Genomic DNA, 23615 nt, shown 5'->3' with positions numbered 1-23615 from the left:
CGCCATATTCGTTTCCCCCGAGGGCGACGAGGCGGCGGCGTCGGCGGTCCTGGTGGCGCGCGAGGTTTCCGACGCCGGGTTGCGTGTCCTGCTGCTCGACCTCACGGCCTCGGGAGCTGCGTCGCGGCCGATGCTGGACAGCGGGCTTTTCCCCGGCATCACCAATCTGCTGGCGTCGCAGGCGCAGTTCAGCGACGTGATCCATGCCGACCTCTATTCAGACTGCCATGTCATTCCCGTCGGCACCGCCGATCCGGTCCGTGCCATGCGCGCCGCCGACCGGCTGCCGATCATCATGCAGTCGCTGACGACAGCCTATGATCTGGTGGTGGTCGAATGCGGGCCGGCCGACGCACAAGGTATCGGCCGTCTGGACGGCGAGGCCACCGAGGTGTTCCTGTCCATGCTGGAGCCTGACGACGAGGTGACGCAGGCCGCGGTCAAGCTGATCGAGAGCGGCTATCCCGACCTGACGCTGGTGACGCCGCTCGGGCACGAGCCGCCAGGCAATCCGGTGCCGGGGCGGCGTTCAGCGGCCTGAAAGAGCCACTCAAAGGCACCTGGCCTATCCCAGTTCCAGCGTCGTCACGCCGAATATCCTGTTGGCGTCGAGCCTTGGTGGCGCGCCTTTGTACATGCGCGTGGTGGTGAAGGTCGGTGAGAAGCCTGCCGCCTCGAGCGCCGCGACGAAGTCCACCTTGCTGGCCGGAACGTCGATGTGAAGGTCTCCTCCTTCGCAGGCGCCCGCCAGGTCTTCGAGCAGGTTCAGTGCGGTCCGCGTATCGTCGGCGAAGATCGGGCCGATCTTGAAACCGTTGCGGCAGGATCGCGCTACCGCATAGCCGGCCGTTCCCCGTGGCGTGATCGCCGCCAGCGCGCGATGCGGCGGCTGCAGCCACTGGAAAGGGGGCCGCCTGTCCGGCTGCCGCGAAGTGTGCTTTGCGCGCAACGCCGGCTATGCCCCCGCCGTGACCACCCGCCACGGCGTGCTGCGCGCCGAACATGCCGGCTTCCTGCAGGCCCTGTTACATTTCGGTCAATGGCCGCTACCAGAGCCTGGCCCGCATCCGCACCATGCTGTCAGGCGTGACGACCCCGCTCGCCAATGCCGGCAAGATGCTCGTTACTGTCTGATGTACCGCCTGACCGGGCAGGGCTCAGCGCTTGGCCCGTGGCTCCAGCATCAGCCACTTGATGATGCCCATCGCCGGCAGCACCCAGAGCAGGCCGCTGAGTAGGAAGAACAGGAATTGCACCAGCGCGCCCGATTCCGACAGGCGGGCGACCGCGAAGATCGAGGCGACCAGTGCGTAGATGATGACCAGCGCCAATAGCAGGAACATTCCGATCAGTTTTTTCAGTCGAATGGGCATGGCTTGGCCTCGTTGATGGCTCTCGCTTAGGCCGAACGCGAGGCACGCGCAACCCGCGACACCGGGCGCGACGGCGTGCCGCGCTGCGCGGTCTTGCCAGCGGGAGTGCGATGGTTCACCAATCCGCGACATTCAACCTGCCGGGATATATCCATGGCCGCCATCACTGCCGCCGCGCCCTATCAGGCCCGCGACCGCGACCTCTATAACCGGGCACTCGTACGCGGCTGGCTGTACGTCGTGCTCCTAGTGCTGTTCGCGCTGGTGCTGGTTGGCGGCGCCACGCGGTTGACTGAATCCGGCCTGTCGATCACCGAATGGCAGCCGATCCATGGCGTCATCCCGCCGCTCAACGACGCCGAGTGGCAGGAGGAATTCCAGCGCTATCAGCAGATCCCGCAATATACCGAGCTCAACAAGGGCATGAGCGTCGAAGCGTTCAAGTCTATCTTCTGGTGGGAATGGGCACATCGCCTGCTGGCGCGCAGCGTCGGCCTGGTCTTCGCCCTGCCGCTGCTGGTCTTCTGGGCGGCGCGCCGTATCGAGCGCGGCCTTGGGCCGAAACTGGTCGGCATTCTGCTTCTCGGCGGGCTGCAGGGGGCCATCGGCTGGTGGATGGTGGCCTCCGGCCTTGTCGACCGGGTGTCGGTGAGCCAGTACAGGCTGGCGACGCATCTCACGCTGGCGGCACTGATCTTCACCGCGACCATGGTCGTCGCGCGCGGCCTGGCGCCGCATTCCGAGCCCGCGGCCGATCGCTCGACGCAGCGTCTGGCCGGCTTCATCGTGCTTCTGGCGCTGATCCAGATTTATCTCGGCGGCCTGGTCGCCGGTCTCGACGCCGGCATGAGCTACAACACCTGGCCGCTGATGGACGGCAGGATCATTCCAGGCGATCTGCTCGTCCTCGAGCCGGCGTGGCGCAACTTCTTCGAGAACCCGAAAACGGTGCAGTTCATTCACCGGCTTGGTGCCTATACGGTCTTCGCCGTCGCGCTCTGGCACATGATCGCCACGCGTCGGCGGCTGCCCGGCTCAACGCATGCGCGACCCGCGACACTGTTGTTTGTTCTGGTGCTGGTCCAGGCTTCGATCGGTATCGGTACTCTGTTGATGCAGGTGCCCCTGCATATGGCCCTGACCCATCAGGCCTTTGCGCTTGTCGTGCTGGGCTTTGCCGCCGCGCATTGGCGCGGCACCAAGGGCGCTTATCCCTTGCCCAACGAGGTTACCGTCGGACGCTGAGTGCGGCCAGTCACATCCAGAATTCATTCGACTGCGTCGCTCTGAGCATAACAAATCCCTGGTGAGGGGCAGGTCCGTAACCGATCATGGTCAACAAGCGCTCGCTTCGGCTCTTCCCCGGGTCAGAAACGCGCCCGCACTGCCCGGATCGCCGCGGCGATCGACAGTTCGCGGTTCTCCTCGACCGCATTGTCGTCCTCATGGTGCCAGGACGCGGACAGACAACCATAGGCGATGGCATGGTCCAGTATTGCCGCCGGTGATTGTCCCAGCGTCCGGGCAAAGATCTCGGCCATATGCGCGATCCGCTCCGGGGCGAGGCAAAGTGCATCGCGGTCGAGCGGGTTGTAGAACATGTTGGCGGCATCAAAACCGGGATCACCGAGCACGCCCTTCGGATCGATCACCAGCCAGCCGCGCGGTCCCCGCAGGATGTTTTCGTGATGCAGATCGCCATGCAGCGGCCTGATGTCATGCGGATTGGCCAGCAGTCGTTCCGCGATGGCGCCGGCCTCGACATAAAGGCTGTCACCACCGATGCCATGATCGGTTGCGGCTTTCTTGAAGAGGCTGGCGAACCGCTCCCTGAGCGGCTGAAGCTCGGACGGGTAGGGGTGATCAGATGGCGAAAACAATTTCGCCATCACATCCGCCGCGATGGCGGTCGCTGCATTGTCGCCTTGTTCGACGAGAACCTGCGACAGAAGTGTGTCCCCGCCATATTCGAGCAGCATGGAATGCCCGTCACGGCCCAGAAGCCGCACCGCGCCTTCGCCGCGCCGCCAGGCAAGGAAATGCTCGCCGCGCAACTCGTCGGCAACGTCGTCGAACGGCTTCAGTGCCTTCACAATGGCTGGTGAGCCGTCCTCGAGCCGCACCTTCCAGATGCGGCTCGAAAAGGTCTCGGCTATGAGTTCGGGTTCGCTGACTTTCCAGCGCCGTGGAAAGGCCGGCGCGTTCATCACAGACCGAGCATCAGGTCCATGTTCTGGACGGCTGCACCGGAAGCACCCTTGCCGAGATTGTCGTAGACCGCCAGCAGCAGCGCCTGAGCTCTGCCGTCGTTGGCAAAGACATAGACCTTCATGCGGTTGGTGCCGTTGTAGACCTCCGGATCGATGTCAGGCACGCGCTCCAGATGCGCATAGGGAGCCACCTCGACCACACCGCCCTTGATCGCGGCGAAATGGTCCGCAATGGCGGCGTGAAGTTCGGCACCTGTCGGTACGCGGTCGAGGCCACCGAGTTGCAACGGCACAACCGTGATCATGCCTTGCGCGAAATTGCCCACCGCCGGCTGCATGATCGGATCGTGCGACAGCTTCGCATAGGCCTTCAATTCCGGCACGTGCTTGTGCTGCAAGGTCAGGCCATAGGGCAGGAACTCCGAGGCGTCCTCGCCCTTGGCGACGTAGTCCTCGATCATCGGGCGCCCGCCGCCCGAATAACCCGTAATGCCGTTGACCGAGATCGGGAAATTGGCCGGCAGCAGGCCTGCCGTGACCAATGGCCTGAGCGTCGCGATCGGCCCCTGCGGCCAGCAGCCGGGATTGGCGACGCGCTTGGCCGTGGCGATCCTCTTCGCCTGCTCCTTGTCCAATTCGGCGAAGCCATATTCCCAGCCTTCGGCCACGCGATGCGCCGTCGACGCATCGATGACCTTGGTGGTGTCGTTGGCGATCAGCGAGACGCTTTCCTTGGCCGCATCGTCGGGCAAGCACAGGATCGCGATATCGGCGGCGTTGAGGAATTCGGCGCGCGCGGCCGTTTCCTTGCGGCGCTCGACCGGAATGGAAATGATCTCCAGATCGCCGCGCTCGGCAAGCAGCGCCCGGATCTGGAGGCCGGTGGTGCCGTGCTCGCCGTCGATGAAGATTTTCGGTTTCATTGCCTGATCAAATTCCCTGATATCTCAAAACTATATGCCGTTGCCATGATTGACCGCGGCGCCATTGTGGTCGCCGCTGTTCAACTCATCGAGCCGGGCCTTTCGTTCCGCCAGCAGGCCGAGATACTGCATGGCCACCATCGAACCGGCGATCGCCGTTATATCGGCGTGATCATAGGCCGGCGCAACCTCCACGACATCGGCACCGACAATATCGACCTGGTTGAGCTGACGCAGAGTCGACAGGATCTTCGCTGACGACGGCCCCCCCGAAACCGGTGTGCCGGTTCCCGGCGCATAGGCCGGATCGAGGCAGTCGATGTCGAAGGTCAGATAGGTCTTCCTGCCCCCGGTGCGATCAACGATGGCGTAGGCGATGTCGGAGGCGCGCATTTCCTCGATTTCATGACCATGCAGGATCTTGATGCCGAACGTGTCGGGCGCATGGGTGCGGATGCCGATCTGGATCGAGCGGTCGGGATCGATGATGCCTTCCTTGACCGCGCGGCCGACGAAGGACCCATGATCGATGCGCTTGCCGTCATCGGGCCAAGTGTCCTGGTGGGCGTCGAACTGCACCAAGGCGAGCGGCCCGTGGATGGCGGCGTGCGCCTTGAGCAGCGGCCAGGTGACGAAATGGTCGCCGCCGAGCGTCAGCAGGAAGGCGCCGGATTTCAGGATCTTGGCCGCCTCGCGCTCGATCGTGCCGGGCGTCTTCTGATGGTTCCCCGAATCGAGCAGGCAGTCGCCATAATCGACCACGGCGAGGTGCTCGAACAGATCGCGTGAAAACGGGTATTGCGGGTCGTTGTCGAGGATCGCCGAGGCGCGGCGGATCGCCTGCGGCCCGAACCGGGCGCCCGGCCGGTTGGTGACGGCGGCGTCGAAGGGAATGCCCCACACCACCGCATCCGCGCCCCTCACGTCCTTGGTGTATTTGCGCCGCATGAAAGACAGCGCGCCGGAATAGGTCGGCTCAAGGGCGCCACCCGTTTTGGAGCGGGTGGTGAAGGCATGGTCGATGTTCTTGGTCGCCATTACTGGTCCTCGTTTTCATCGGGGTGCAACAACTACAAAACCGGCATGGAGGATGCCAGTCACAGCTTGGGGAGACGAAACCGTGCCGCCCGGGTGCCACGGCAAGACAGGATTTGTATCATCATGACGCAGACCGCGTTTCTTAATCCGTCGGATGCCGTGGTGTCGACCCACGCCGGCACGATCGCCGGCGATCGCTTCCAGGTTCTCGATTCGTGGCGCGGCATCTGCGCGTTGCTGGTGGCGCTGTTTCATTTCCCGATCGCCTCGACGATCTCGCAGAGCAGCTTTATCGGTTCGTCCTATCTTTTCGTCGATTTCTTCTTTGTCCTTTCCGGCTTTGTCATCGCCTCGAGCTATGCCAATCGGCTGGGCCGGCCGGGAGAGGTTACCCGCTTTGCGCTGGTCCGTTTCGGCCGCATCTACCCGCTGCATCTGGTCATGCTTGCCGCCTTTACCGCCTTCGAGCTGTTGCGGCTGGTGCTGCCGCAATTGCATGGCACGGGGGCAGCTCCCTTCACCTGCGGCTTCGACCTCAAGAGCTTGGCTGCCAATCTCCTTTTGCTGCAAGGTGTCGGCTTCGAGGATCGGTTGACGTGGAACGCGCCAAGCTGGAGCATTTCGGCCGGGTTTTTTGCCTGTCTCCTGTTTGCCGGCGTGGTCTTCGTCGCCGGCGCGCGCCTGGATATGGTTCGTTGCCGCCGCCGTCATCGCGCCGCTGTTCCTGCTCGGCTTCTCCACGCATCATATGGATGTGTCCTATGATTTCGGCTTCATCCGCTGCCTCTACGGCTTCTCGCTCGGCGCCCTGTTGGCCTGGTTTCAGCATGATTCCATTGCAGGGGCGCGACAGGTTTTGCTCGCAAACGGCCCGCGGATGAGCTGGACTCTTGCCGAAATCGTCATGGTGGCCGTCATCGTTCTCTTTATCTCGCTGGCGGGCGACAACGACGCCGGCATTGCCGCGCCCCTGGTGTTCGCCTTGGCGCTGTTTCTCTTCGCCCATGAAGGCGGCTGGATCAGCGCGTTGCTCAGGACGCCGTTCATGCTGACCCTCGGCGCGTTGTCCTATTCGATCTACATGGTCTACATCTTCGTCCAGGCGCGCCTGATCAATGCCGCCGGGATCGTCGAGCGCAAACTCGGCCTCGGCTTGATTGGCGACATAGTACTGCGTGGCGAGCCCGCGACCGGCTTTGGCGCCGGATGGACAGGGACTGTGGCGATCGTCGTCATGCTCGCCGCCACCATCGCCGTGTCATGGGTCACATGGTGCCTGGTCGAAATGCCTGCAATGGCTTGGTTCCGCCGGCTGTCGAAGCGCATCTGACCCACATCGCCGGCCAACCGCTACAGCATGTCGCCCAAAAGTGACTTTCGGTTTTGGGGAAGACGACATGTGTAAAAACAAGGATCCAAATCCGTTTCGACGCGACGCGCTTTAGCCGGCTTCGTTCACCTGGATGTCACCGATGTCGCCTATCCCCGGCTCGCAAGGAGCGATTCTCGATGCGGACGATCTGCCTGAGCCTTCTGCTTTCCACCGCGCTGGCGGCCGCCTCCGGTCAGGCCTTCGCCGGCGAAACTCGCGCCAGGCAGATCCTCGACCGCTTCGAACATGCCAACCAGTGGCGCGACCATGTCATGGTGGCTGCCCATCGCGCCGGCAGCATGCAGGCCGGCAAGACGCTCTATGCGGAAAACTCGCTTGCCGCCGTGGAAGGCTCGATCGCGATCGGCGCCGAAATTGTCGAGGTCGATATCCGGCGCTCGAAGGACGGCGAGTTCATCGTCATGCATGACAGCTGGCTGGACCGCACGACCACCTGCAAGGGCGAGGTCCTCAACTACACGCTGGCCGAACTGAAGAGATGCCGGCTGGTGATCGAGGGCACCCATGCCGTCACCAACGAGACCGTCTCGACGTTGCGCGAGATGCTGATGGCGACAAGGGACAGGATCCTCATCAATCTCGACAACAAGCTCGAAGTCGGCGACCTCCCGGGCATGATCGCGGTGGCTCGGGATCTCGGCATTGCCGAACAAGTCATCGTCAAGGAAAACCTGTGGAACCAGAACAGGATCACCACGGTGAGGGCCGCCATGGCCGCGGCAGGCGATGGCTTCCAGTTCATGCCGATCATCGCCGATGACGCGGTGCATGATGCCGGCTTCGCCTCGACGGTCGACCATGCTTTCGCGCCGCGCGCGATCGAGCTGATCAACTGGAGGGCGGGCGCCGACACGTTGACCGAAACCGGCGGGGCGCTGTTCAGCACCCGCATGCGCGCCGAGGCGGTGAGGGGCGACTGGCATATCTGGGCCGACACCTACGCCATCGTCAACAAACCGGGCGGCTTCCTCGCTGGCGGCCGTGGTGATGAACTGGCGGTCCAGGCCAGCCTGCCGCGCGAAGCCTGGGGCTTCTGGGCCGATCGCGGCGCCACCATCATCCAGACCGACGAGCCGAAGGCCGCGGTCGGCTGGCTGGCGGCGAATGGTTATCGCGTGTCTTATGCCGACAAGCTGCCGACAGAACCGGCGCATACAGCCAGCATCAATTAGGAGTGGCGGCTGAAGCTGCCGCTCTCCCTCTCTCCTGAGTTGCCCGGCAGGTCGGAGGGGCGCTGTCCCGCACCTGTCGATCAATCAAATCTGTAGCCCAAAAGCAAAAAAGGCCGCTCGGAGGCGGCCTTTTTCGATATCGGAGTTCGAAACGCCTAGCGCTTCGAGAACTGGAAGGAGCGACGGGCCTTGGCCTTGCCGTACTTCTTGCGCTCGACGACGCGGCTGTCGCGGGTCAGGAAACCGCCCTTCTTGAGCACGGCGCGCAGCGCCGGCTCATAGTAGGTCAGCGCCTTGGAGATGCCGTGACGCACGGCACCGGCCTGGCCGGACAAGCCGCCGCCGACGACGGTGGCGACGATGTCGTACTGGCCCGAACGGTTGGAGGCGATGATCGGCTGGTTGAGGATCATCTGCAGGACCGGACGCGCGAAATAGGTCGCGAATTCCTTGTCATTGACGACGATCCTGCCGGAACCCGGCTTCACCCAGACGCGCGCGATGGCGTTCTTGCGCTTGCCGGTGGCATAGGCGCGGCCCGACTTGTCGAGCTTCTGGACGTGGACGGGAGCCGCGGCCTGCGTGTTCGTGTTGCCGGTGCCCAGTTCTGCGAGCGAGGAAAGCTCAGCCATCTTATGCGACCTTCTTGTTCTTGGAATTCAGCTTGGCCACGTCGAGGACTTCTGGCTGCTGGGCGACATGCGGATGCTCCGCGCCTGCATAAACGCGCAGGTTCTTCATCTGGCGACGGCCGAGCGGACCACGCGGAACCATGCGCTCAACGGCCTTCTCGACGACACGCTCGGGGAAACGGCCCTCGAGCAGCTGGCGCGCGGTGCGCTCCTTGATGCCGCCGGGGTGGCCGGTGTGCCAGTAATAGACCTTGTCGGTGAACTTCTTGCCGGTGAACACCACCTTGTCGGCATTGATGACGATGACATTGTCGCCGTCGTCGACATGCGGGGTGAAGGTCGGCTTGTGCTTGCCGCGAAGATGATTGGCGATGACAGTGGCAAGACGGCCGACGACGAGACCCTCGGCGTCGATCAGGATCCACTTCTTCACCACATCCGCAGGCTTCTGCGAAAAGGTTGTCATGTTTTCTGCTCTCGGTTTTGACCTTCGCGGGGAAGGCGTTTCTTGTTGCTTGGATTGGCGAAAGACGTTTGTCCCCAGCCAATAACAAAACGGCGGCCTTTGCGGGCCGCTGCTTCGTGAGGGCTTATAGGCGAGGGCAGTGGTTGCGTCAAGGCAGCGGGAAAGTCGTGCCGCGCAGAAAATTCTGTAAAAACAATATGTTGATCTAAAGGTATTATTTTACCACATCAGTGGCGCGCTGCGGCGGGATCGAATAGGTGCCCGTGGCATGCGCGATCGTGTGTCCACCCGGGCCGGCGACGATGTCGATGTCGAACACCATCAGGCTCTTTCCCAGCTTCAGGATGCGGCAATGACCATCGATCGGCCCGGCCTCGGCCTTGCGGACGAAGTTGATGTCGAGGTTGACGGTAACAGAAAGCGCGTCCGGCCCGGCGTGGGAAAGCACACAGACATATCCGCCAATGTCGGCCAGCGTGAACAGCGACGGACCGGATACAGTTCCGCCAGGACGCAGGTGCCGCTCGCCGGCGTTGAGCCGCACAATGCAGCCGCCTGGGAACACGTCGATCGCCTCGTAATATTTGAACTGTTCGTTGAGTTGGGGATAGACGGTCTCCATCAGCACATTGACTTGCGCTGCGGTCAGCACGGGCTTGAGATTGTTCTGGGCGGGCATGTCGGCCTCTCGTTTTGTGCCAGGCTTGTATGAACGCAGCGCGGCATTTCTGGCAACACCTTCATCCCGGCGCAAGCGATCCTGGCGCAAGCAATGGGTGTTGGACGAAAGCCGATCCGATATTAGATACTGTGCCAGCACGACCGGAATCGCGGAGACCTTAGCCATGGCCGAAATCCTTGCCATCAAGCCTGCTGCCGCCGACGAGGGCCCGGTCACGACGAGGCTGGATAACGGCGTGCTGCGCCTGACGCTCGCCAATCCGCCCGCCAACGCCCTGTCGCTGGCTGTGATGGCGGCGCTGACGGCGGAACTCGACCGCGCCAAGGCCGACAAAGCCGTTCGCGTCATCGTGCTGTCGGCGGCCGGCAAGGTGTTTTGCGCCGGCCACGACCTCAAGGAAATGACCGCGCGGCGCGCCGAGGCCGATCACGGCAAGGCCTTCTTCGAAGAGACGTTTGCCGCTTGCGCGACCCTGATGCAGACCATCGTGCGCCATCCCCTGCCTGTCATCGCCGAGGTCGACGGCCTGGCGACAGCCGCCGGCCTGCAACTGGTCGCCAGTTGCGACCTTGCGATCGCCTCGCATGAGGCGACCTTCTGCACGCCGGGCGTCAATATCGGCCTGTTCTGTTCGACGCCGATGGTGGCGCTGTCGCGCAACGTCTCGCGCAAGCAGGCGATGGAGATGCTCTTGACCGGCGAGACGATCGACGCCGCAACGGCGAAGGAATTCGGCCTCGTCAACCGCGTCGTGCCGCGCGAGTACCTGAATCAGATTGTCACCAAATACGCCCAAACCATTGCTTCCAAATCCTCCTTGGTGGTGAAGACCGGCAAGGAAGCTTTTTACGCTCAGGCCGAGATGGGCTTGGCGGATGCCTACGCCTATACCGGCCGCGTCATGGTCGAGAACATGCTGGCGCGGGACGCGGAAGAGGGCATTGGTGCTTTCATCGGCAAACGCAAGCCGGAGTGGACGGACGAATAGGACGAGGATCATGGAACCGCGCATCTCCATCATCACCATCGCCACCGACAATTTGGATCGCGCCGTGCGTTTCTACGAGGCGATGGGTCTGAGGCGCCACGCGGGCATCACCGACGGTGTCGCCTTTTTCCAAATGGGCGGCGCCATCCTCGGTCTGTTCCCGCGCGCCAGCGCCGAGGAGGATTCGGGCATCACCTTCGCCCAAGCGCCCTCGGCCGTCTATCTCGCCTACAACACCCGCTCGGACGCCGAAGTCGACGAGGTGCTCGCCATGGCCGAGAAGGCCGGCGGGCGTATCGTCAAGCCGGCCGACCGTGCCTTCTGGGGAGGCTGGTATGGGTACTTCGCCGATGCAGACGGGCATGTTTGGGAAGTGGCGCACAATCCGGCCTTCCCGATCGCGGAAGACGGCACGATTTCGCTGCCTGATTGATGGCTTATCGCAAGCAGCTGACACGGCTCAAGGCACCGTATCTCAAGCGCATTCTGCTCGACCCGGAGCGCGTGACGGACTGGGAGAAATACCTTTGGAACCTGCCGCTGTTTCGCGGCCACGAGTTCGAGCTCGAATTCGCCACGCCCATCACCATCATCGTCGGCGAGAACGGCACCGGTAAATCCACGCTGCTCGAGGCGATCGGCGCGCTGGCCGGCTATGACGAGGCCGGCGGTGGCAAAGGCTACCGTCCGGTCGACCACTCCAGTGCCATCGACAAGAGTGGAGCCGCACTGGCGAACACATTCCGTGGCCACTGGTTGCCAAAAGTCACCGCCGGCTGGTTCTTTCGTGCTGAATCCTTTTACTCCGTGGCCCGCTACCTCGATCAGGCGGCGCTGGAGGACCCGTTCAAGCCGTCGCCGCCGGATTTCCTGTCCTGGTCGCATGGCGAAGGCTTCATCCGCTTCTTCGAGGAGCGCTGCCGCAGGCAAGGCATCTATATTCTCGACGAGCCCGAAAGCGCGCTTTCACCGACGCGCCAGATCGAATTGCTGAAGATGCTTCGGCGCATGGACCAGTCGGGCACAGCGCAAGTGATCATGGCGACCCATTCGCCGCTGCTGATGGCCTGTCCCGGCGCGCAACTGTTCCGCATCAGCCGCTTCGGGCTCGAGCCCTCTGATTTTCGTGATACCGACCACTTCCGCATGCTGCGCGATTTCAGCAATGACCCGGATGGTTTTCTCGCTGAGGCGTTGTATGAGGACGAGGCATGAACCACGATAGCTACGACAACACCTATATCGGCGGCATCCTCAATGCGGTGAAGACCGTCGCCATGGTCGGCGCGTCGGCCAATGATGTCAGGCCGAGCTATTTCGTGCTGAAATATCTGCTGGCCAAGGGGTTTTCGGTGTTCCCGATCAATCCCGGCCAGGCCGGCAAGGAAATCCTCGGCCGGATGACCTATGCCAGGCTGGCCGACATCCCGGAGCCGATCGACATGGTCGATGTCTTCCGCAATGCAGCCGCGGTTCCCGGTATCGTCGACGAGGTGCTGGCGCTCGATCCCTTGCCGAAAGTCATCTGGATGCAGCTTGGCGTGCGCCATGACGAGGCAGCCGCCCGCGCCGAAGCCGCCGGCATCAAGGTGGTGATGAACCGCTGCCCCAAGATCGAATATGGCAAGCTCTCCGGCGAGATCGGCTGGACCGGCGTCAACTCCGGCGTCCTGTCGTCGAAAAAGCCGCTTATGCGCCAGGGCTTCCAGAGTTTTGGCGTGCGCCAGAAGTGACGTGATCCGGGATCGCTTTTTCGCAAAAGATTCCAGTCAACTGCCGGTGCGCAAAATTTTTTCGGGAAGCGATTGAGTTTCCCGTGCGTTCATCGCGGATCGCACGCCGAAAGGTATTTTCTTCTTTGCATTCCAGGCCGCGCTTCGCCAAGAATGCCCCGCCAATTAAAAGTTTCAAAGGGAGGTTTCAGTGACCCGTTCGCCCGGTTTCAACACGCTCGCGGTCCACGCCGGCGCCAAGCCCGATCCGGCCACCGGCGCGCGCGCCACGCCGATCTACCAGACGACCTCCTTCGTCTTCGATGACGCCGACCACGCCGCTTCGCTGTTCGGGCTGCAGGCGTTCGGCAACATCTACACCCGCATCATGAATCCCACCCAGGCAGTGCTCGAAGAGCGCGTCGCGGCTCTCGAGGGCGGCACCGCTGCGCTTGCGGTTGCATCCGGCCATGCCGCGCAGGTCATCGTGTTCCACAATCTGATGCAGCCCGGCGACAATTTCGTCGCCGCCAACAAGCTTTACGGTGGTTCGATCAACCAGTTCGGCCATGCCTTCAAGAATTATGGCTGGGAGGTACGCTGGGCCGACACCAATGATCTCTCGACCTTCGAGAACCAGATCGACGACAGGACCAAGGCGATCTTCATCGAGAGCCTGGCCAATCCGGGCGGCACCTTCGTCGATATCGGGAAGATCGGCGACATCGCCCGCAAGCATGGCCTGCCGCTGATCGTCGACAACACGCTCGCCTCGCCCTACCTCATCCGCCCGATCGAGCACGGCGCCGATATCGTCGTCCATTCGCTGACCAAGTTCATGGGCGGCCACGGCAACTCGATCGGCGGCGTCATTGTCGACGGCGGCACCTTCGACTGGTCGAAGTCGGGCAAGTACCCGATGCTGTCGGAGCCGCGCCCCGAATATGGCGGCCTCGTGCTGCACGAAACCTTTGGCAATTTCGCTTTCGCCATCGCCGCCCGTGTGCTCGGCCTGCGCGATCTCGGCCCGGCGATCTCGCCGTTCAATGCCTTCCTTATCCTCACCGGCCTCGAAACCTTGCCGCTGCGCATGCAGCGGCACTGCGACAACGCGATCACGGTCGCCGGCTGGCTGTCCAACCACCCCAAGGTCGCCTGGGTGAATTATCCCGGCCTGCCCAGCGACAAGAACAATGCGTTGCAGAAGAAATACTCGCCTGAAGGCGCCGGCGCCGTCTTTACCTTCGGCCTCAAGGGCGGCTACGAGGCTGGCATCAAGTTCGTCGAAGCACTCGAGCTCTTCTCGCATCTGGCCAATGTCGGCGACACCAAGTCGCTGGTCATCCACCCGGCGTCGACCACGCACCGCCAGCTTTCCGACGAGCAGAAGGTCAAGGCCGGCGCTGGCCCGGACACTGTGCGGCTGTCCATCGGCATCGAGGATGTCACCGACATTGTCGCCGACCTCGAACAGGCACTCGCCAAGGTCTGACCTGATATGACCGCGTTTCTTTCCGTCGACACCAAAAGCGTCGTGCCCGAATCCGGAGCGCCCGCGCCGGATCGTCTGATCTCGGGCGATCCGAAATTCCGCACCTGGAACGTCGAGGAGCGCGACGGCGGCCTCTATGCCGGCATCTGGGAATCGACCCCCGGCAAATGGCGCATCGTCTATGACGAATGGGAATTCTGCCACATTCTCTCAGGCGTCTCGGTGATCGCGGAAGAGGGTGGGGAAGCGCGCACCGTCAAGGCCGGCGACAGCTTCGTGCTGCGGCCGGGCTTCAGGGGAAGCTGGGAAGTGCTTGAAACGACTCGCAAGGAGTATGTGATCAAGCTTTGATCATCTTGCCGCCGGATATTCTCCGGCTGCTGGGCCACGGCGTCAGCCATGCAGCCGAGCAGAATCGTCACGGCGAGCGCGATCGCGCCTCTCGAAAAGCCCCAGCCCACCACGGTCAGAAGCGCACGGAGAGCGCCTCCAGCCCATGGAAGTGGTAAGTGTCGCGGAAGCGGGGCTGTTCGGCAAGATGCAGTCGCGGGTGCCGCTCGAACAAAGTCTTCAGCGAAACCTGCAGTTCGAGGCGGGCGAGCGGCGCGCCGATGCAGAAATGGATACCGGCGCCGAAAGACACGTTCTTCTGGTCGGTGCGCTCTTGCCGGAAGGCCTGCGGTTCGGCAAAGGCGTGCGGGTCATGATTGGCCATGCCAAGCAAAAGTCCGATCGTCTGGCCCGGCCGCACGACGATGCCGGGCGCGATTTCGATCTCCTCATAGGCATAGCGCATGAACATGTGCAGCGGCGCGTCGAAGCGCAGGCATTCCTCGACCGTCGCTGCTGTCGCTTTCGGTGAGGTGAAGAAGCGGCGCGGGTCGCCGCCTTGTGCCAGGATGGAATGGATGGCGTTGCCGGTCTGGTGCACGGTCGCTTCATGGCCGGCGTTGAGCAACAGGATGGCCGAGGAGACCAGTTCGTCCTCGGACAGTTTCTGGCCGTCTTCCTGGGCCGAGATCAGCAGCGACAGCAAGTCATCGCCCGGCTTCTTGCGCCGCTCGGTCACGTAGCCACGCAGGAAGTCGGAGAATTCGCCCGCGGCACGGTTGGCCGTGTCCTCGGTCTCGCGGGTGCGGCCATGGATATACATGGCGACCATCCGATGCGACCAGTCGAGCAGTTGCGGGCCTATCTCCACCGGCACGCCGAGCATTTCGGCGATGATGGTGATCGGCAGCGGGGAGGCGAAGGCCGGCAGGAGGTCAACGGCCTTGCCAGGTTCGAAACGATCGATCAATTCGTTGGCGAGTGCCTCGACACGCGGCCGCACCCGTTCGACCTGACGCGAGACGAAGGCACGGTTGACCAATGTCCTCAGCCGCGTGTGCACCGGCGGCTCCAGTTCCAGCATCGAGTTGGCTTCGATGCCGTCAAATGCCTTGAGATGGGTCCTGTCTTGGCCGACACCGCGGCTGTCTGGGATGCCTGCCGGGTTCTGGCGGCCGAAACGGCGGTCGCGCAGCAGTCTGTTGACATCGCCAAAGCCGCCAAAACACCAGAAGCCGAACTCTTCCCAGAAGAATGCATTCGACGCGTCGTGCAGGAAGCCGTAGGCCTCGTACGGGTTCAGGAAGAAAGCCGGTTCGCGCGGTTCGAGCCTGAGCCGGCGAGTGGCTGGATCAAAGGCCAGATACGGGAGCGTCGATTTGGTCATGCCAGACCCATAGCGCGGCTTGCCAGCCCGGTTCCAGACCGTATGTTGCGTCCGACAGCCCGATGCATTGAGCCAGCCATAAGGTTGCGGAAAGTCTGAACGGATGAATGTGATCGTTGTCGGCGCGGGTATCGCCGGTCTCTCCACCGCGTGGTCGCTGGTCAAGGCGGGCCACGCCGTGTCGATCGTCGAGCAGGGGCCGATTCCCAATCCGCTGGCGGCATCGGGCGATCATCATCGTATCATCCGCCGCGCCTACCGCGCTGGAACCGGCTATGGGCGACTGATCACCGAAGCCTATGAGGCCTGGGACGAGATGTGGGCCGATCTCGGCGAGAACCACCTCGATGCGCGCGGATTCGTCTGCGTTTCGCGCGAGCCCGGCGATGAGGCCGAGGAATACCGCGAGGGCCTGGAAGAGGGGAATTTCCCTTTCGAACTGCTGGAGCCGGACGCTGCCGTGAAGCGCTGGCCGTTCCTTGAGGCCGGCTCGTTCCGCTATGCCTATTTCTCCAGGGAAGGCGGCGCGCTGCATTGCCGCGGAATAGCGGCGGGGCTCGCCAACTGGCTGCGCGCCAACGGAGCCAACGTCTACGAGCACAGCAAGGTGACGGAGATCGATGCCGAGGCCGGCCATATCGTGCTGGAAAGCGGCGAGACGATGCAGGCAGACCGCATAGTCGTTGCCGCCGGCGCCTGGGTGCTGAAGCTATTCCCCGAACTCGGCGGCGAATTGAAGACCTTTCGCACCGCGCTCGCCTATGTCGAACCCCCCGCCGACCTCAAGGCGGCCTGGGAGGCGGCGCCCGTCATTCTCGATGTCGGCGGCAAGACCGACGGCTACATGATCCCGCCCACCCGTGGCGCGGGCATGAAATTCGGCTCAGGCCTGCACAAGGTGCCGACCAGCGACGCCGACTGGAATCGCGAGCCGGTGCCGGGCGAGGGCGAGGCGATCCGCAACCTGTTTTCGCCGCCGATCGCCCGGATCGAGGAGTACAAGGTGACCGAAGTGGTTACCTGCGCCTACACCTTCACGCCAGACGAGAAATTCCTGGCGCATGAGACAGGCAAGTGCCTGGTCGTCTCCGCGTGCTCGGGCCACGGCTACAAATTTGGCGCCGCCGTCGGGCGCCGTGTTGGGAAAGCTGTCGGCGAAGGCGATGTCACCAGCCTGAAAGCTTGGCTGCGGGCCGAGGTGGCCTAGGCTCAGTCCCGGCAATATCTGGGAATATGCACCCGCCTCCAGCCGGATGAGCCTTCCCTGACCAGCACGCGCCGCAGGACGGTCTGGTAGGCGGCGGGAATATCGATGACGCGCCTTTGCTCGGGCCGCACCAGCACCTCCTCGGCGATGCTGTCATATTGCGCCGGAATGACGACGCGCCGCGTTCGCTCGGGCTGGATCACCACCGTCTCGGCGACGCGTTCGTAGCGTGCCTTGTGCCAGACCTTGCACAGCACCCGGCGGCCATGGATGACGCGCCATTCCCAGGAGTAGCCGCCGCCATCGACCCTGACGGTGCGGTAGATGGTCCGGGTGATTGCCGGGACCACTTCATATTGAACTTGTGCCGGAACGGTCATCACCACACGCTCACGGGTGCCATAGATCGGCGGATCATAGTCGACGATCTGCTGGCCGGGAGGGCTGACCATGATGTCTTCGTAGACGGTGTCGTAAACGGCCGGTGTGCGGACGGGCTCGTAGCATTCGACGGCGCGGCCGCCTGCCGCCGTTTGCGAAATCGAGCCGAGCAGGGTCAGCCCGGCAATGGCGAAGCATGCGGTTTTCCCGACCATGACACTCCCCCGTTTGAACTCTATTGCATGGCGCCCAAAAGTGAACCTCGGTTTTGGGGCAACGACATGCATAAAAACAAAGCCGCAAGTTCAACGTTGAATTGTAGGGGAGGCCGTTGCGGAGAAAAGCGGTTTCGGCGCATTTCGTTAAGTGACGAGGTTAAGAAACTGCTACCTGGCGGGGGCCGGCTCGGTATTTCGGGTCGGTGTGGCATCAGCTGCTGCTAATCCTTGCCCGGAAGCTTGATTCGACTTACCCAGATGGCTAGGACGGGTCGGCCTTGCACAAGGATGAGCCGGCATCCTATTTACATCTTGACGATCCAGAACCGATTCTGCCCGAGCTGCCAGCCTGTCCGGCGCCGGAATCCCACCGCGAGACAAGAGATAACTGATGAAGAATCCCGTCGAAACCTACATGAACCTCGTTCCGATGGTGGTCGAACAGACCAATCGCGGCGAGCGGGCCTACGACATTTTCTCGCGCCTCCTCAAGGAGCGCATCATTTTCATCACAGGTCCGGTCGAGGACGGCATGGCGACGCTGGTCTGCGCTCAGCTCCTGTTCCTCGAAGCCGAGAACCCGAAGAAGGAAATCAACCTCTACATCAATTCGCCAGGCGGCGTCGTCACATCGGGCATGGCGATCTACGACACCATGCAGTTCATCAAGCCGGCCGTGTCGACGTTGTGCATCGGCCAGGCGGCCTCGATGGGCTCGCTGCTGCTGACCGCCGGTCACAAGGACATGCGTTTCGCGACGCCGAACGCCCGCATCATGGTTCACCAGCCGTCCGGCGGCTTCCAGGGCCAGGCGTCCGATATCGAGCGTCACGCCCAGGACATCATCAAGCTGAAGCGTCGCCTCAACGAGGTCTATGTCAAGCACACCGGCAAGAGCTATGACGAGATCGAGAAGACGCTCGACCGCGACCATTTCATGACTGCCGACGAGGCCAAGGATTTCGGCCTGATCGACAAGGTCATTTCGTCGCGCGAGGCGGCCGAGGGGGCGTTGGCATAAAGGCTAGTTGGCAGTTGGATGGCACCATCACGCGCTTTTGGCGTGTCTTGCGTCATTTCGGCCACAATTGGCTGTTCCCTCGGAGGTCGGGATTGCCTACGTTAAGGCTATGTTGATTTTCGACGGCTTAGCTTTGCGTGGGGAAGCTGCGAATCATTGCCACGTTTTCTGATTTGTGTTTCGTACGGAATACGTTGCGGGAGCCGGAAGACTGGCGGCGGCGGATTCCCGCGATAAATAGAGTATGCGCCCTTTCAGCCAGACCATCGGCGGGCGGCCATGAAAGGACATGAAAATGAGCAAGGTCGGCAACAACAGCGGTGATTCCAAGAACACGCTCTATTGCTCGTTTTGCGGCAAAAGCCAGCACGAGGTGCGCAAGCTGATCGCCGGCCCAACGGTGTTCATCTGCGACGAGTGCGTCGAGCTGTGCATGGACATCATCCGCGAGGAGAACAAGACCTCGATGGTGAAGTCGCGCGAGGGCGTGCCGACCCCGCAGGAGATCCTCAAGGTTCTCGACGACTACGTCATCGGCCAGCCCTACGCCAAGCGCGTGCTGTCGGTGGCGGTCCACAACCACTACAAGCGCCTCGCGCATGCCGGCAAGAACAACGACGTCGAGCTGGCCAAGTCCAATATCCTGCTGATCGGCCCGACCGGCTGCGGCAAGACGCTGCTCGCGCAGACGCTGGCCCGCATCATCGACGTGCCCTTCACCATGGCGGACGCCACGACGCTGACCGAGGCCGGTTACGTCGGCGAGGACGTCGAGAACATCATCCTGAAGCTGTTGCAGTCGGCCGACTACAATGTCGAGCGCGCCCAGCGCGGCATCGTCTACATCGACGAAATCGACAAGATTTCGCGCAAGTCCGACAATCCCTCGATCACCCGCGACGTGTCGGGCGAGGGCGTGCAGCAGGCGCTGCTCAAGATCATGGAAGGCACGGTCGCCTCCGTGCCGCCGCAGGGCGGCCGCAAGCACCCGCAGCAGGAATTCCTGCAGGTCGACACCGCCAACATCCTGTTCATCTGCGGCGGCGCCTTCGCCGGGCTGGACAAGATCATCTCGGACCGTGGCAGGAAAACCTCGATCGGTTTCGGCGCCATCGTCGCGTCGCCGGAGGATCGCCGCACTGGTGACGTTTTCCGCCTGGTCGAGCCCGAGGATCTGTTGAAATTCGGCCTCATTCCGGAATTCGTCGGTCGTCTGCCGGTCCTGGCGACGCTCGAAGATCTCGACGAGCCGGCATTGATCCAGATCCTGACCGAGCCGAAGAACGCGCTGGTCAAGCAGTATCAGCGCCTGTTCGAGATGGAAAATGTCGACCTGACCTTCCACGAGAACGCGCTTTCGGCGATCGCCAAGCGCGCCATTGAGCGCAAGACCGGCGCGCGCGGCCTGCGTTCGATCATGGAAGCGATCCTGCTCGACACGATGTTCGAACTGCCCGCGCTCGAAGGCGTGCGCGAGGTGGTGATTTCGGAAGAGGTGGTGACCGGCAGCGCCCGGCCGCTCTACATCTATTCCGAACAGAAGGAAAAGAAGGGCAATGTCAGCGCCTGATATGGCACTTGGCCCTATATTTTTGTGGAACGGCGCCCATGCGGCGCCGTTTTGCTGTGAGGAACCGGCACACCTTCGCGATGGAATGGATTGCGGACCATGTTAACTCTTGATCTTTGGCCCGCCTGCCTCCACCTAACACGAGAAGGCCGAGGTGCCCGATTTCTGTGCTGTAAAACTCCCGTCATAAACGGTGGTAGGCGGAACGATCCCCGGTCGTTAATATGAGATTCGCGGTTGGCCTGATGGTGGCCGCGACATGAAAGGTTGGACAATGGCCAAAATATCCAAGGCTCCCAGCGACGGCGTCTTCGCAGTCCTCCCACTGCGCGACATCGTGGTGTTCCCGCACATGATCGTTCCGCTCTTCGTCGGGCGTGAAAAGTCGATCAAGGCGCTGGAAGAGGTGATGGGTCAGGAAAAGCAGATCCTGCTTGCCACCCAGATGAATGCCGCCGATGACGATCCCGAGCCCGATGCGATCTTCGACATCGGCACGCTCGCCAATGTGCTGCAATTGCTGAAGCTGCCCGACGGCACCGTCAAGGTTCTGGTCGAGGGCGCCTCGCGTGCGAAAATCGTCTCCTTCACCGACCGTCCCGACTTCCACGAGGCCAAGGCCGCGGCGCTGGTCGAGCCGGAAGAGGAAGAGGTAGAGGTCGAGGCCCTTGCCCGCTCGGTCGTCACCGACTTCGAGAACTACGTCAAGCTGAACAAGAAGATCTCGCCCGAAGTGGTGGGTGCCGCAAGCCAGATCGACGACTATTCCAAGCTCGCCGACACGGTTGCCTCGCATCTCGCCATCAAGATCCCTGAAAAGCAGGAAATGCTGGCCACGCTTTCCGTTAAGGAGCGGCTGGAAAAGGCGATGGGCTTCATGGAAGCCGAAATCTCCGTCCTGCAGGTGGAGAAGCGCATCCGCTCGCGCGTCAAGCGCCAGATGGAGAAGACGCAGCGCGAATACTACCTCAACGAGCAGATGAAGGCGATCCAGAAGGAACTCGGCGAAGGCGAGGACGGCCGCGACGAGGCCGCCGAGATCGAGGCGCGCATCAAGAAAACCAAGCTCTCCAAGGAGGCTCGCGAAAAGGCGGAAGCCGAATTGAAGAAGCTCAGGACGATGTCGCCGATGTCGGCTGAATCGACGGTCGTGCGCAACTATCTCGATTGGCTGCTGTCGATCCCGTGGGGCAAGAACTCCAAGGTCAAGCAGGACCTGGCCTACGCGCAGAACGTCCTCGACACCGATCACTTCGGCCTCGACAAGGTCAAGGACCGCATCGTCGAGTACCTTGCCGTGCAAAGCCGCCAGAAGAAGCTGAAGGGGCCGATCCTGTGCCTCGTCGGCCCTCCCGGTGTCGGCAAGACCTCGCTCGGCAAGTCGATCGCCAAGGCAACCGGTCGCGAGTTCATCCGCATGGCGCTCGGCGGCGTGCGTGACGAAGCCGAGATCCGTGGTCACCGGCGCACCTATATCGGCTCGATGCCCGGCAAGGTCATCCAGTCGATGAAGAAGGCAAAGAAGTCCAACCCGCTCTTCCTGCTCGACGAGATCGACAAGATGGGCCAGGACTTCCGTGGCGATCCGTCGTCGGCCCTGCTCGAGGTGCTCGATCCCGAACAGAACTCGACGTTCATGGATCATTACCTCGAGGTCGAATACGACCTGTCGAGCGTGATGTTCGTGACGACGGCCAACACGCTGAACATCCCTGCGCCCCTGATGGACCGCATGGAGATCATCCGTATCGCCGGCTACACCGAGGACGAGAAGATCGAGATTGCCAAGCGGCACCTGATGCCGAAGGTGATCCGCGATCACGCGCTGCAGCCGAAGGAGTTCTCCGTCGGTGAGGACGCGATCCGCGCCATCATCCAGACCTACACCCGTGAAGCGGGCGTCAGAAGCCTGGAGCGCGAGCTGATGAAGCTCGGGCGCAAGGCGGTGACCGAGATCCTGAAGACGAAGAAGAAGACGGTGAGCATCACTGCGGCGAACCTCGCCGACTATCTCGGTGTTCAGCGCTACCGCTTCGGCCAGGTCGAGGCTGACGATCAGGTCGGTGTCGTCACCGGTCTTGCCTGGACGGAGGTCGGCGGCGAGCTGCTGACGGTCGAAGGTGTCATGATGCCCGGCAAGGGCCGCATGACGGTGACCGGCAATCTGCGCGACGTGATGAAGGAATCGATTTCGGCGGCGGCCTCCTATGTCCGCTCGCGCGCCATCGATTTCGGCATCGAGCCGCCGCTGTTCGACAAGCGCGACATCCACGTTCACTTGCCGGAAGGCGCAACGCCGAAGGACGGCCCGTCCGCGGGCGCGGCCATGGCTACGGCCATTGTGTCGGTGCTGACGGGTATTCCGGTTCGGGCCGATGTGGCGATGACTGGCGAGATAACGCTTCGCGGCCGCATCTTGCCGATCGGTGGCCTCAAGGAGAAGCTGCTCGCCGCGCTGCGCGGCGGCATCAAGAAGGTGCTGATCCCGGAAGACAACGCCAAGGATCTGGCGGAGATTCCGGACAACGTGAAGAACGGCATGGAAATCATTCCGGTCTCACGCGTCGGTGAGGTGTTGCGCCACGCGCTGGTGCGGATGCCGGAGCCGATCGAATGGGTCGAGCCGGTGAATCCGCCGGCCACGACCGACAGTGCCGACGATGCCGGAAAGTCGCTTGCGCATTAGTTTTTTCTAAAGTTGCAGCGCACAAACAGAAAGCCGGGCCTCGCGCCCGGCTTTTTCATGTGAAAAACCCCGGAATTCCGGGCTTTTTCCGCTTTTTTCCTGCCTTTTCGACTTGGTTGCGGCAACGCTTCTTTCTAAAGTCCGTTTCCTGCCGGATGAGTCGTAAGTTCCGGTGTTCTCATGGAAGGGAATTTTTATGAACAAGAACGAACTGGTGTCCGCTGTCGCCGACGCCGCGAGCATTTCGAAGGGTGACGCGCAGTCGGCGGTCGATGCAGTGTTTTCTGTCATCTCCGGCGAACTGAAGAAGGGCGGCGATGTCCGGCTTGTCGGCTTTGGCAATTTCACCGTGTCAAAGCGCGCTGCATCCACCGGCCGCAACCCCCAGACCGGCGCCGAAGTTCAGATCCCGGCGCGCACCGTGCCGAAGTTCTCGGCCGGCAAAGGCCTCAAGGACGCCGTCAACTAAGCGCATTTAATTTGCAAAAGACCAGAAAAGCCGGGCTTGCCCGGCTCAGACTGCTGACAAACCCCCGTCGAATTTCGGCGGGGTTTTGTTTTATGGGACTGAATGGATTTGCGATTGTGGTGTCAGGATAATTTGACGGGATGGCGCAGGAGGCACACCGGGTGGTTCTTGGGCCTCAGGCGAAGCCGGTTCTTGGCTTTGGCCACTGGCAAAGGGCGATTTTCTTGATGTTCTGCGCTGCGGCTGCAATCAGGCACTGGCAGGC

General features: G+C 62.4%; 26 protein-coding genes and 1 pseudogene. 17 read left to right on the top strand and 10 right to left on the bottom strand.

From position 1 onward, the window contains the following. Window positions 1–541, top strand: a pseudogene (locus O7A61_RS20640) (tyrosine-protein kinase family protein); the annotation flags it as partial. A 24-nt stretch (window positions 542–565) separates the two neighbouring features. Here O7A61_RS20640 and O7A61_RS20635 read toward each other — a convergent pair. Then, window positions 566–949, bottom strand: coding sequence for a hypothetical protein (locus O7A61_RS20635; RefSeq protein WP_337131378.1), 384 nt, complete (start codon window positions 947–949; stop codon window positions 566–568). Window positions 950–1002: 53 nt separating this feature from the next. Here O7A61_RS20635 and O7A61_RS20630 point away from each other — a divergent pair, with 53 nt between their 5' ends. Next, complete coding sequence (locus O7A61_RS20630; protein ID WP_337131377.1) at window positions 1003–1134, top strand: hypothetical protein; 132 nt, start codon at window positions 1003–1005, stop codon at window positions 1132–1134. A gap of 23 nt (window positions 1135–1157) precedes the next feature. On the opposite strand, the gene O7A61_RS20625 is transcribed toward O7A61_RS20630, so the two are convergent. Beyond that, complete coding sequence (locus O7A61_RS20625) at window positions 1158–1373, bottom strand: DUF2842 domain-containing protein (protein WP_027143610.1); 216 nt, start codon at window positions 1371–1373, stop codon at window positions 1158–1160. A gap of 153 nt (window positions 1374–1526) precedes the next feature. On the opposite strand from O7A61_RS20625, the gene O7A61_RS20620 reads away from it, so the two are divergent. Continuing rightward, window positions 1527–2618, top strand: coding sequence for a COX15/CtaA family protein (locus O7A61_RS20620; protein WP_337131376.1), 1092 nt, complete (start codon window positions 1527–1529; stop codon window positions 2616–2618). A 122-nt stretch (window positions 2619–2740) separates the two neighbouring features. Here O7A61_RS20620 and O7A61_RS20615 read toward each other — a convergent pair whose 3' ends face one another. From O7A61_RS20615 to speB, 3 genes are read right to left on the bottom strand one after another with little or no spacing between them, the layout of a single operon-like run. Then, window positions 2741–3583 (bottom strand): aminoglycoside phosphotransferase family protein, encoded by an 843-nt coding sequence (locus O7A61_RS20615; RefSeq protein WP_337131374.1) that lies wholly within the window; start codon window positions 3581–3583, stop codon window positions 2741–2743. After that, a complete protein-coding gene (gene argC, locus O7A61_RS20610) occupies window positions 3580–4506 on the bottom strand; it encodes an N-acetyl-gamma-glutamyl-phosphate reductase (RefSeq protein ID WP_337131373.1) in 927 nt (308 codons plus the stop codon). Before argC ends, O7A61_RS20615 begins: the two co-directional genes overlap by 4 nt. A gap of 30 nt (window positions 4507–4536) precedes the next feature. Further along, window positions 4537–5544, bottom strand: a complete 1008-nt coding sequence (gene speB, locus O7A61_RS20605; RefSeq protein WP_027143614.1) for an agmatinase — start codon at window positions 5542–5544, stop codon at window positions 4537–4539. Between the two features lie 123 nt (window positions 5545–5667). Between speB and O7A61_RS20600 the strand changes: the two genes are divergently transcribed. The 3 genes from O7A61_RS20600 (at window position 5668) to O7A61_RS20590 (ending at window position 8109) form a co-directional block, all read left to right on the top strand. Beyond that, window positions 5668–6309 (top strand): acyltransferase family protein, encoded by a 642-nt coding sequence (locus O7A61_RS20600; protein ID WP_337131372.1) that lies wholly within the window; start codon window positions 5668–5670, stop codon window positions 6307–6309. Beyond that, window positions 6293–6874, top strand: a complete 582-nt coding sequence (locus O7A61_RS20595) for an acyltransferase family protein (RefSeq protein ID WP_337131371.1) — start codon at window positions 6293–6295, stop codon at window positions 6872–6874. Before O7A61_RS20600 ends, O7A61_RS20595 begins: the two co-directional genes overlap by 17 nt. 179 nt (window positions 6875–7053) lie before the next feature. Beyond that, window positions 7054–8109, top strand: coding sequence for a glycerophosphodiester phosphodiesterase family protein (locus tag O7A61_RS20590; RefSeq protein ID WP_337131369.1), 1056 nt, complete (start codon window positions 7054–7056; stop codon window positions 8107–8109). A 155-nt stretch (window positions 8110–8264) separates the two neighbouring features. On the opposite strand, the gene rpsI is transcribed toward O7A61_RS20590, so the two are convergent. From rpsI to O7A61_RS20575, 3 genes are all read right to left on the bottom strand, one after another. Further along, window positions 8265–8741, bottom strand: a complete 477-nt coding sequence (rpsI, locus tag O7A61_RS20585; protein WP_337131368.1) for a 30S ribosomal protein S9 — start codon at window positions 8739–8741, stop codon at window positions 8265–8267. A 1-nt stretch (window position 8742) separates the two neighbouring features. Then, complete coding sequence (gene rplM, locus O7A61_RS20580; RefSeq protein WP_010915638.1) at window positions 8743–9207, bottom strand: 50S ribosomal protein L13; 465 nt, start codon at window positions 9205–9207, stop codon at window positions 8743–8745. Between the two features lie 214 nt (window positions 9208–9421). After that, entirely contained in the window at window positions 9422–9886 is a 465-nt protein-coding gene (locus O7A61_RS20575) for a PaaI family thioesterase (RefSeq protein ID WP_337131380.1), read from the bottom strand. Window positions 9887–10052: 166 nt separating this feature from the next. Here O7A61_RS20575 and O7A61_RS20570 point away from each other — a divergent pair, with 166 nt between their 5' ends. The 6 genes from O7A61_RS20570 (at window position 10053) to O7A61_RS20545 (ending at window position 14432) form a co-directional block, all read left to right on the top strand. Further along, on the top strand, window positions 10053–10877 hold the full coding sequence (locus O7A61_RS20570) for an enoyl-CoA hydratase (RefSeq protein ID WP_337131365.1): 825 nt from the start codon (window positions 10053–10055) through the stop codon (window positions 10875–10877). Window positions 10878–10887: 10 nt separating this feature from the next. Further along, on the top strand, window positions 10888–11310 hold the full coding sequence (locus O7A61_RS20565; RefSeq protein WP_337131364.1) for a VOC family protein: 423 nt from the start codon (window positions 10888–10890) through the stop codon (window positions 11308–11310). Further along, entirely contained in the window at window positions 11310–12092 is a 783-nt protein-coding gene (locus O7A61_RS20560; protein WP_337131363.1) for an AAA family ATPase, read from the top strand. The genes O7A61_RS20565 and O7A61_RS20560 overlap by 1 nt, the downstream gene beginning before the upstream one ends. Continuing rightward, window positions 12089–12610 (top strand): CoA-binding protein, encoded by a 522-nt coding sequence (locus O7A61_RS20555; RefSeq protein WP_140506460.1) that lies wholly within the window; start codon window positions 12089–12091, stop codon window positions 12608–12610. The genes O7A61_RS20560 and O7A61_RS20555 overlap by 4 nt, the downstream gene beginning before the upstream one ends. Window positions 12611–12800: 190 nt before the next feature. Continuing rightward, entirely contained in the window at window positions 12801–14081 is a 1281-nt protein-coding gene (locus O7A61_RS20550; protein ID WP_337131362.1) for an O-acetylhomoserine aminocarboxypropyltransferase, read from the top strand. A 6-nt stretch (window positions 14082–14087) separates the two neighbouring features. After that, entirely contained in the window at window positions 14088–14432 is a 345-nt protein-coding gene (locus O7A61_RS20545) for a cupin domain-containing protein (RefSeq protein WP_337131361.1), read from the top strand. 115 nt (window positions 14433–14547) lie between these two features. Here the strand turns inward: O7A61_RS20545 and O7A61_RS20540 are convergent, their stop codons facing one another. Next, on the bottom strand, window positions 14548–15798 hold the full coding sequence (locus tag O7A61_RS20540) for a cytochrome P450 (protein ID WP_337131360.1): 1251 nt from the start codon (window positions 15796–15798) through the stop codon (window positions 14548–14550). Between the two features lie 103 nt (window positions 15799–15901). Here O7A61_RS20540 and O7A61_RS20535 point away from each other — a divergent pair, with 103 nt between their 5' ends. Continuing rightward, window positions 15902–17005, top strand: a complete 1104-nt coding sequence (locus O7A61_RS20535) for an NAD(P)/FAD-dependent oxidoreductase (protein WP_337131359.1) — start codon at window positions 15902–15904, stop codon at window positions 17003–17005. A gap of 2 nt (window positions 17006–17007) precedes the next feature. Here O7A61_RS20535 and O7A61_RS20530 read toward each other — a convergent pair whose 3' ends face one another. Further along, entirely contained in the window at window positions 17008–17601 is a 594-nt protein-coding gene (locus O7A61_RS20530; RefSeq protein WP_337131358.1) for a hypothetical protein, read from the bottom strand. A gap of 394 nt (window positions 17602–17995) precedes the next feature. Here O7A61_RS20530 and clpP point away from each other — a divergent pair, with 394 nt between their 5' ends. The 4 genes from clpP (at window position 17996) to O7A61_RS20510 (ending at window position 23350) form a co-directional block, all read left to right on the top strand. Next, window positions 17996–18625: an ATP-dependent Clp endopeptidase proteolytic subunit ClpP gene (gene clpP / locus O7A61_RS20525; RefSeq protein ID WP_027028064.1), complete on the top strand. Its 630-nt coding sequence runs from the start codon at window positions 17996–17998 to the stop codon at window positions 18623–18625. Window positions 18626–18920: 295 nt separating this feature from the next. Beyond that, the gene (clpX, locus tag O7A61_RS20520; protein WP_023759839.1) at window positions 18921–20195 is read left to right on the top strand and encodes an ATP-dependent Clp protease ATP-binding subunit ClpX; all 1275 of its coding nucleotides are present in this window, start codon (window positions 18921–18923) and stop codon (window positions 20193–20195) included. Window positions 20196–20469: 274 nt separating this feature from the next. Beyond that, entirely contained in the window at window positions 20470–22881 is a 2412-nt protein-coding gene (lon, locus tag O7A61_RS20515; RefSeq protein ID WP_140506451.1) for an endopeptidase La, read from the top strand. Window positions 22882–23077: 196 nt separating this feature from the next. Then, window positions 23078–23350 (top strand): HU family DNA-binding protein, encoded by a 273-nt coding sequence (locus O7A61_RS20510; protein ID WP_027143628.1) that lies wholly within the window; start codon window positions 23078–23080, stop codon window positions 23348–23350. The last annotated feature ends 265 nt before the right edge of the window (window positions 23351–23615 follow it).

The sequence above is a fragment of the Mesorhizobium sp. Cs1321R2N1 genome, assembly GCF_037179725.1.
Classification (GTDB): Bacteria; Pseudomonadota; Alphaproteobacteria; order Rhizobiales; family Rhizobiaceae; genus Mesorhizobium; species Mesorhizobium salmacidum.
This window is presented reverse-complemented; position numbering and strand designations above follow the sequence as displayed.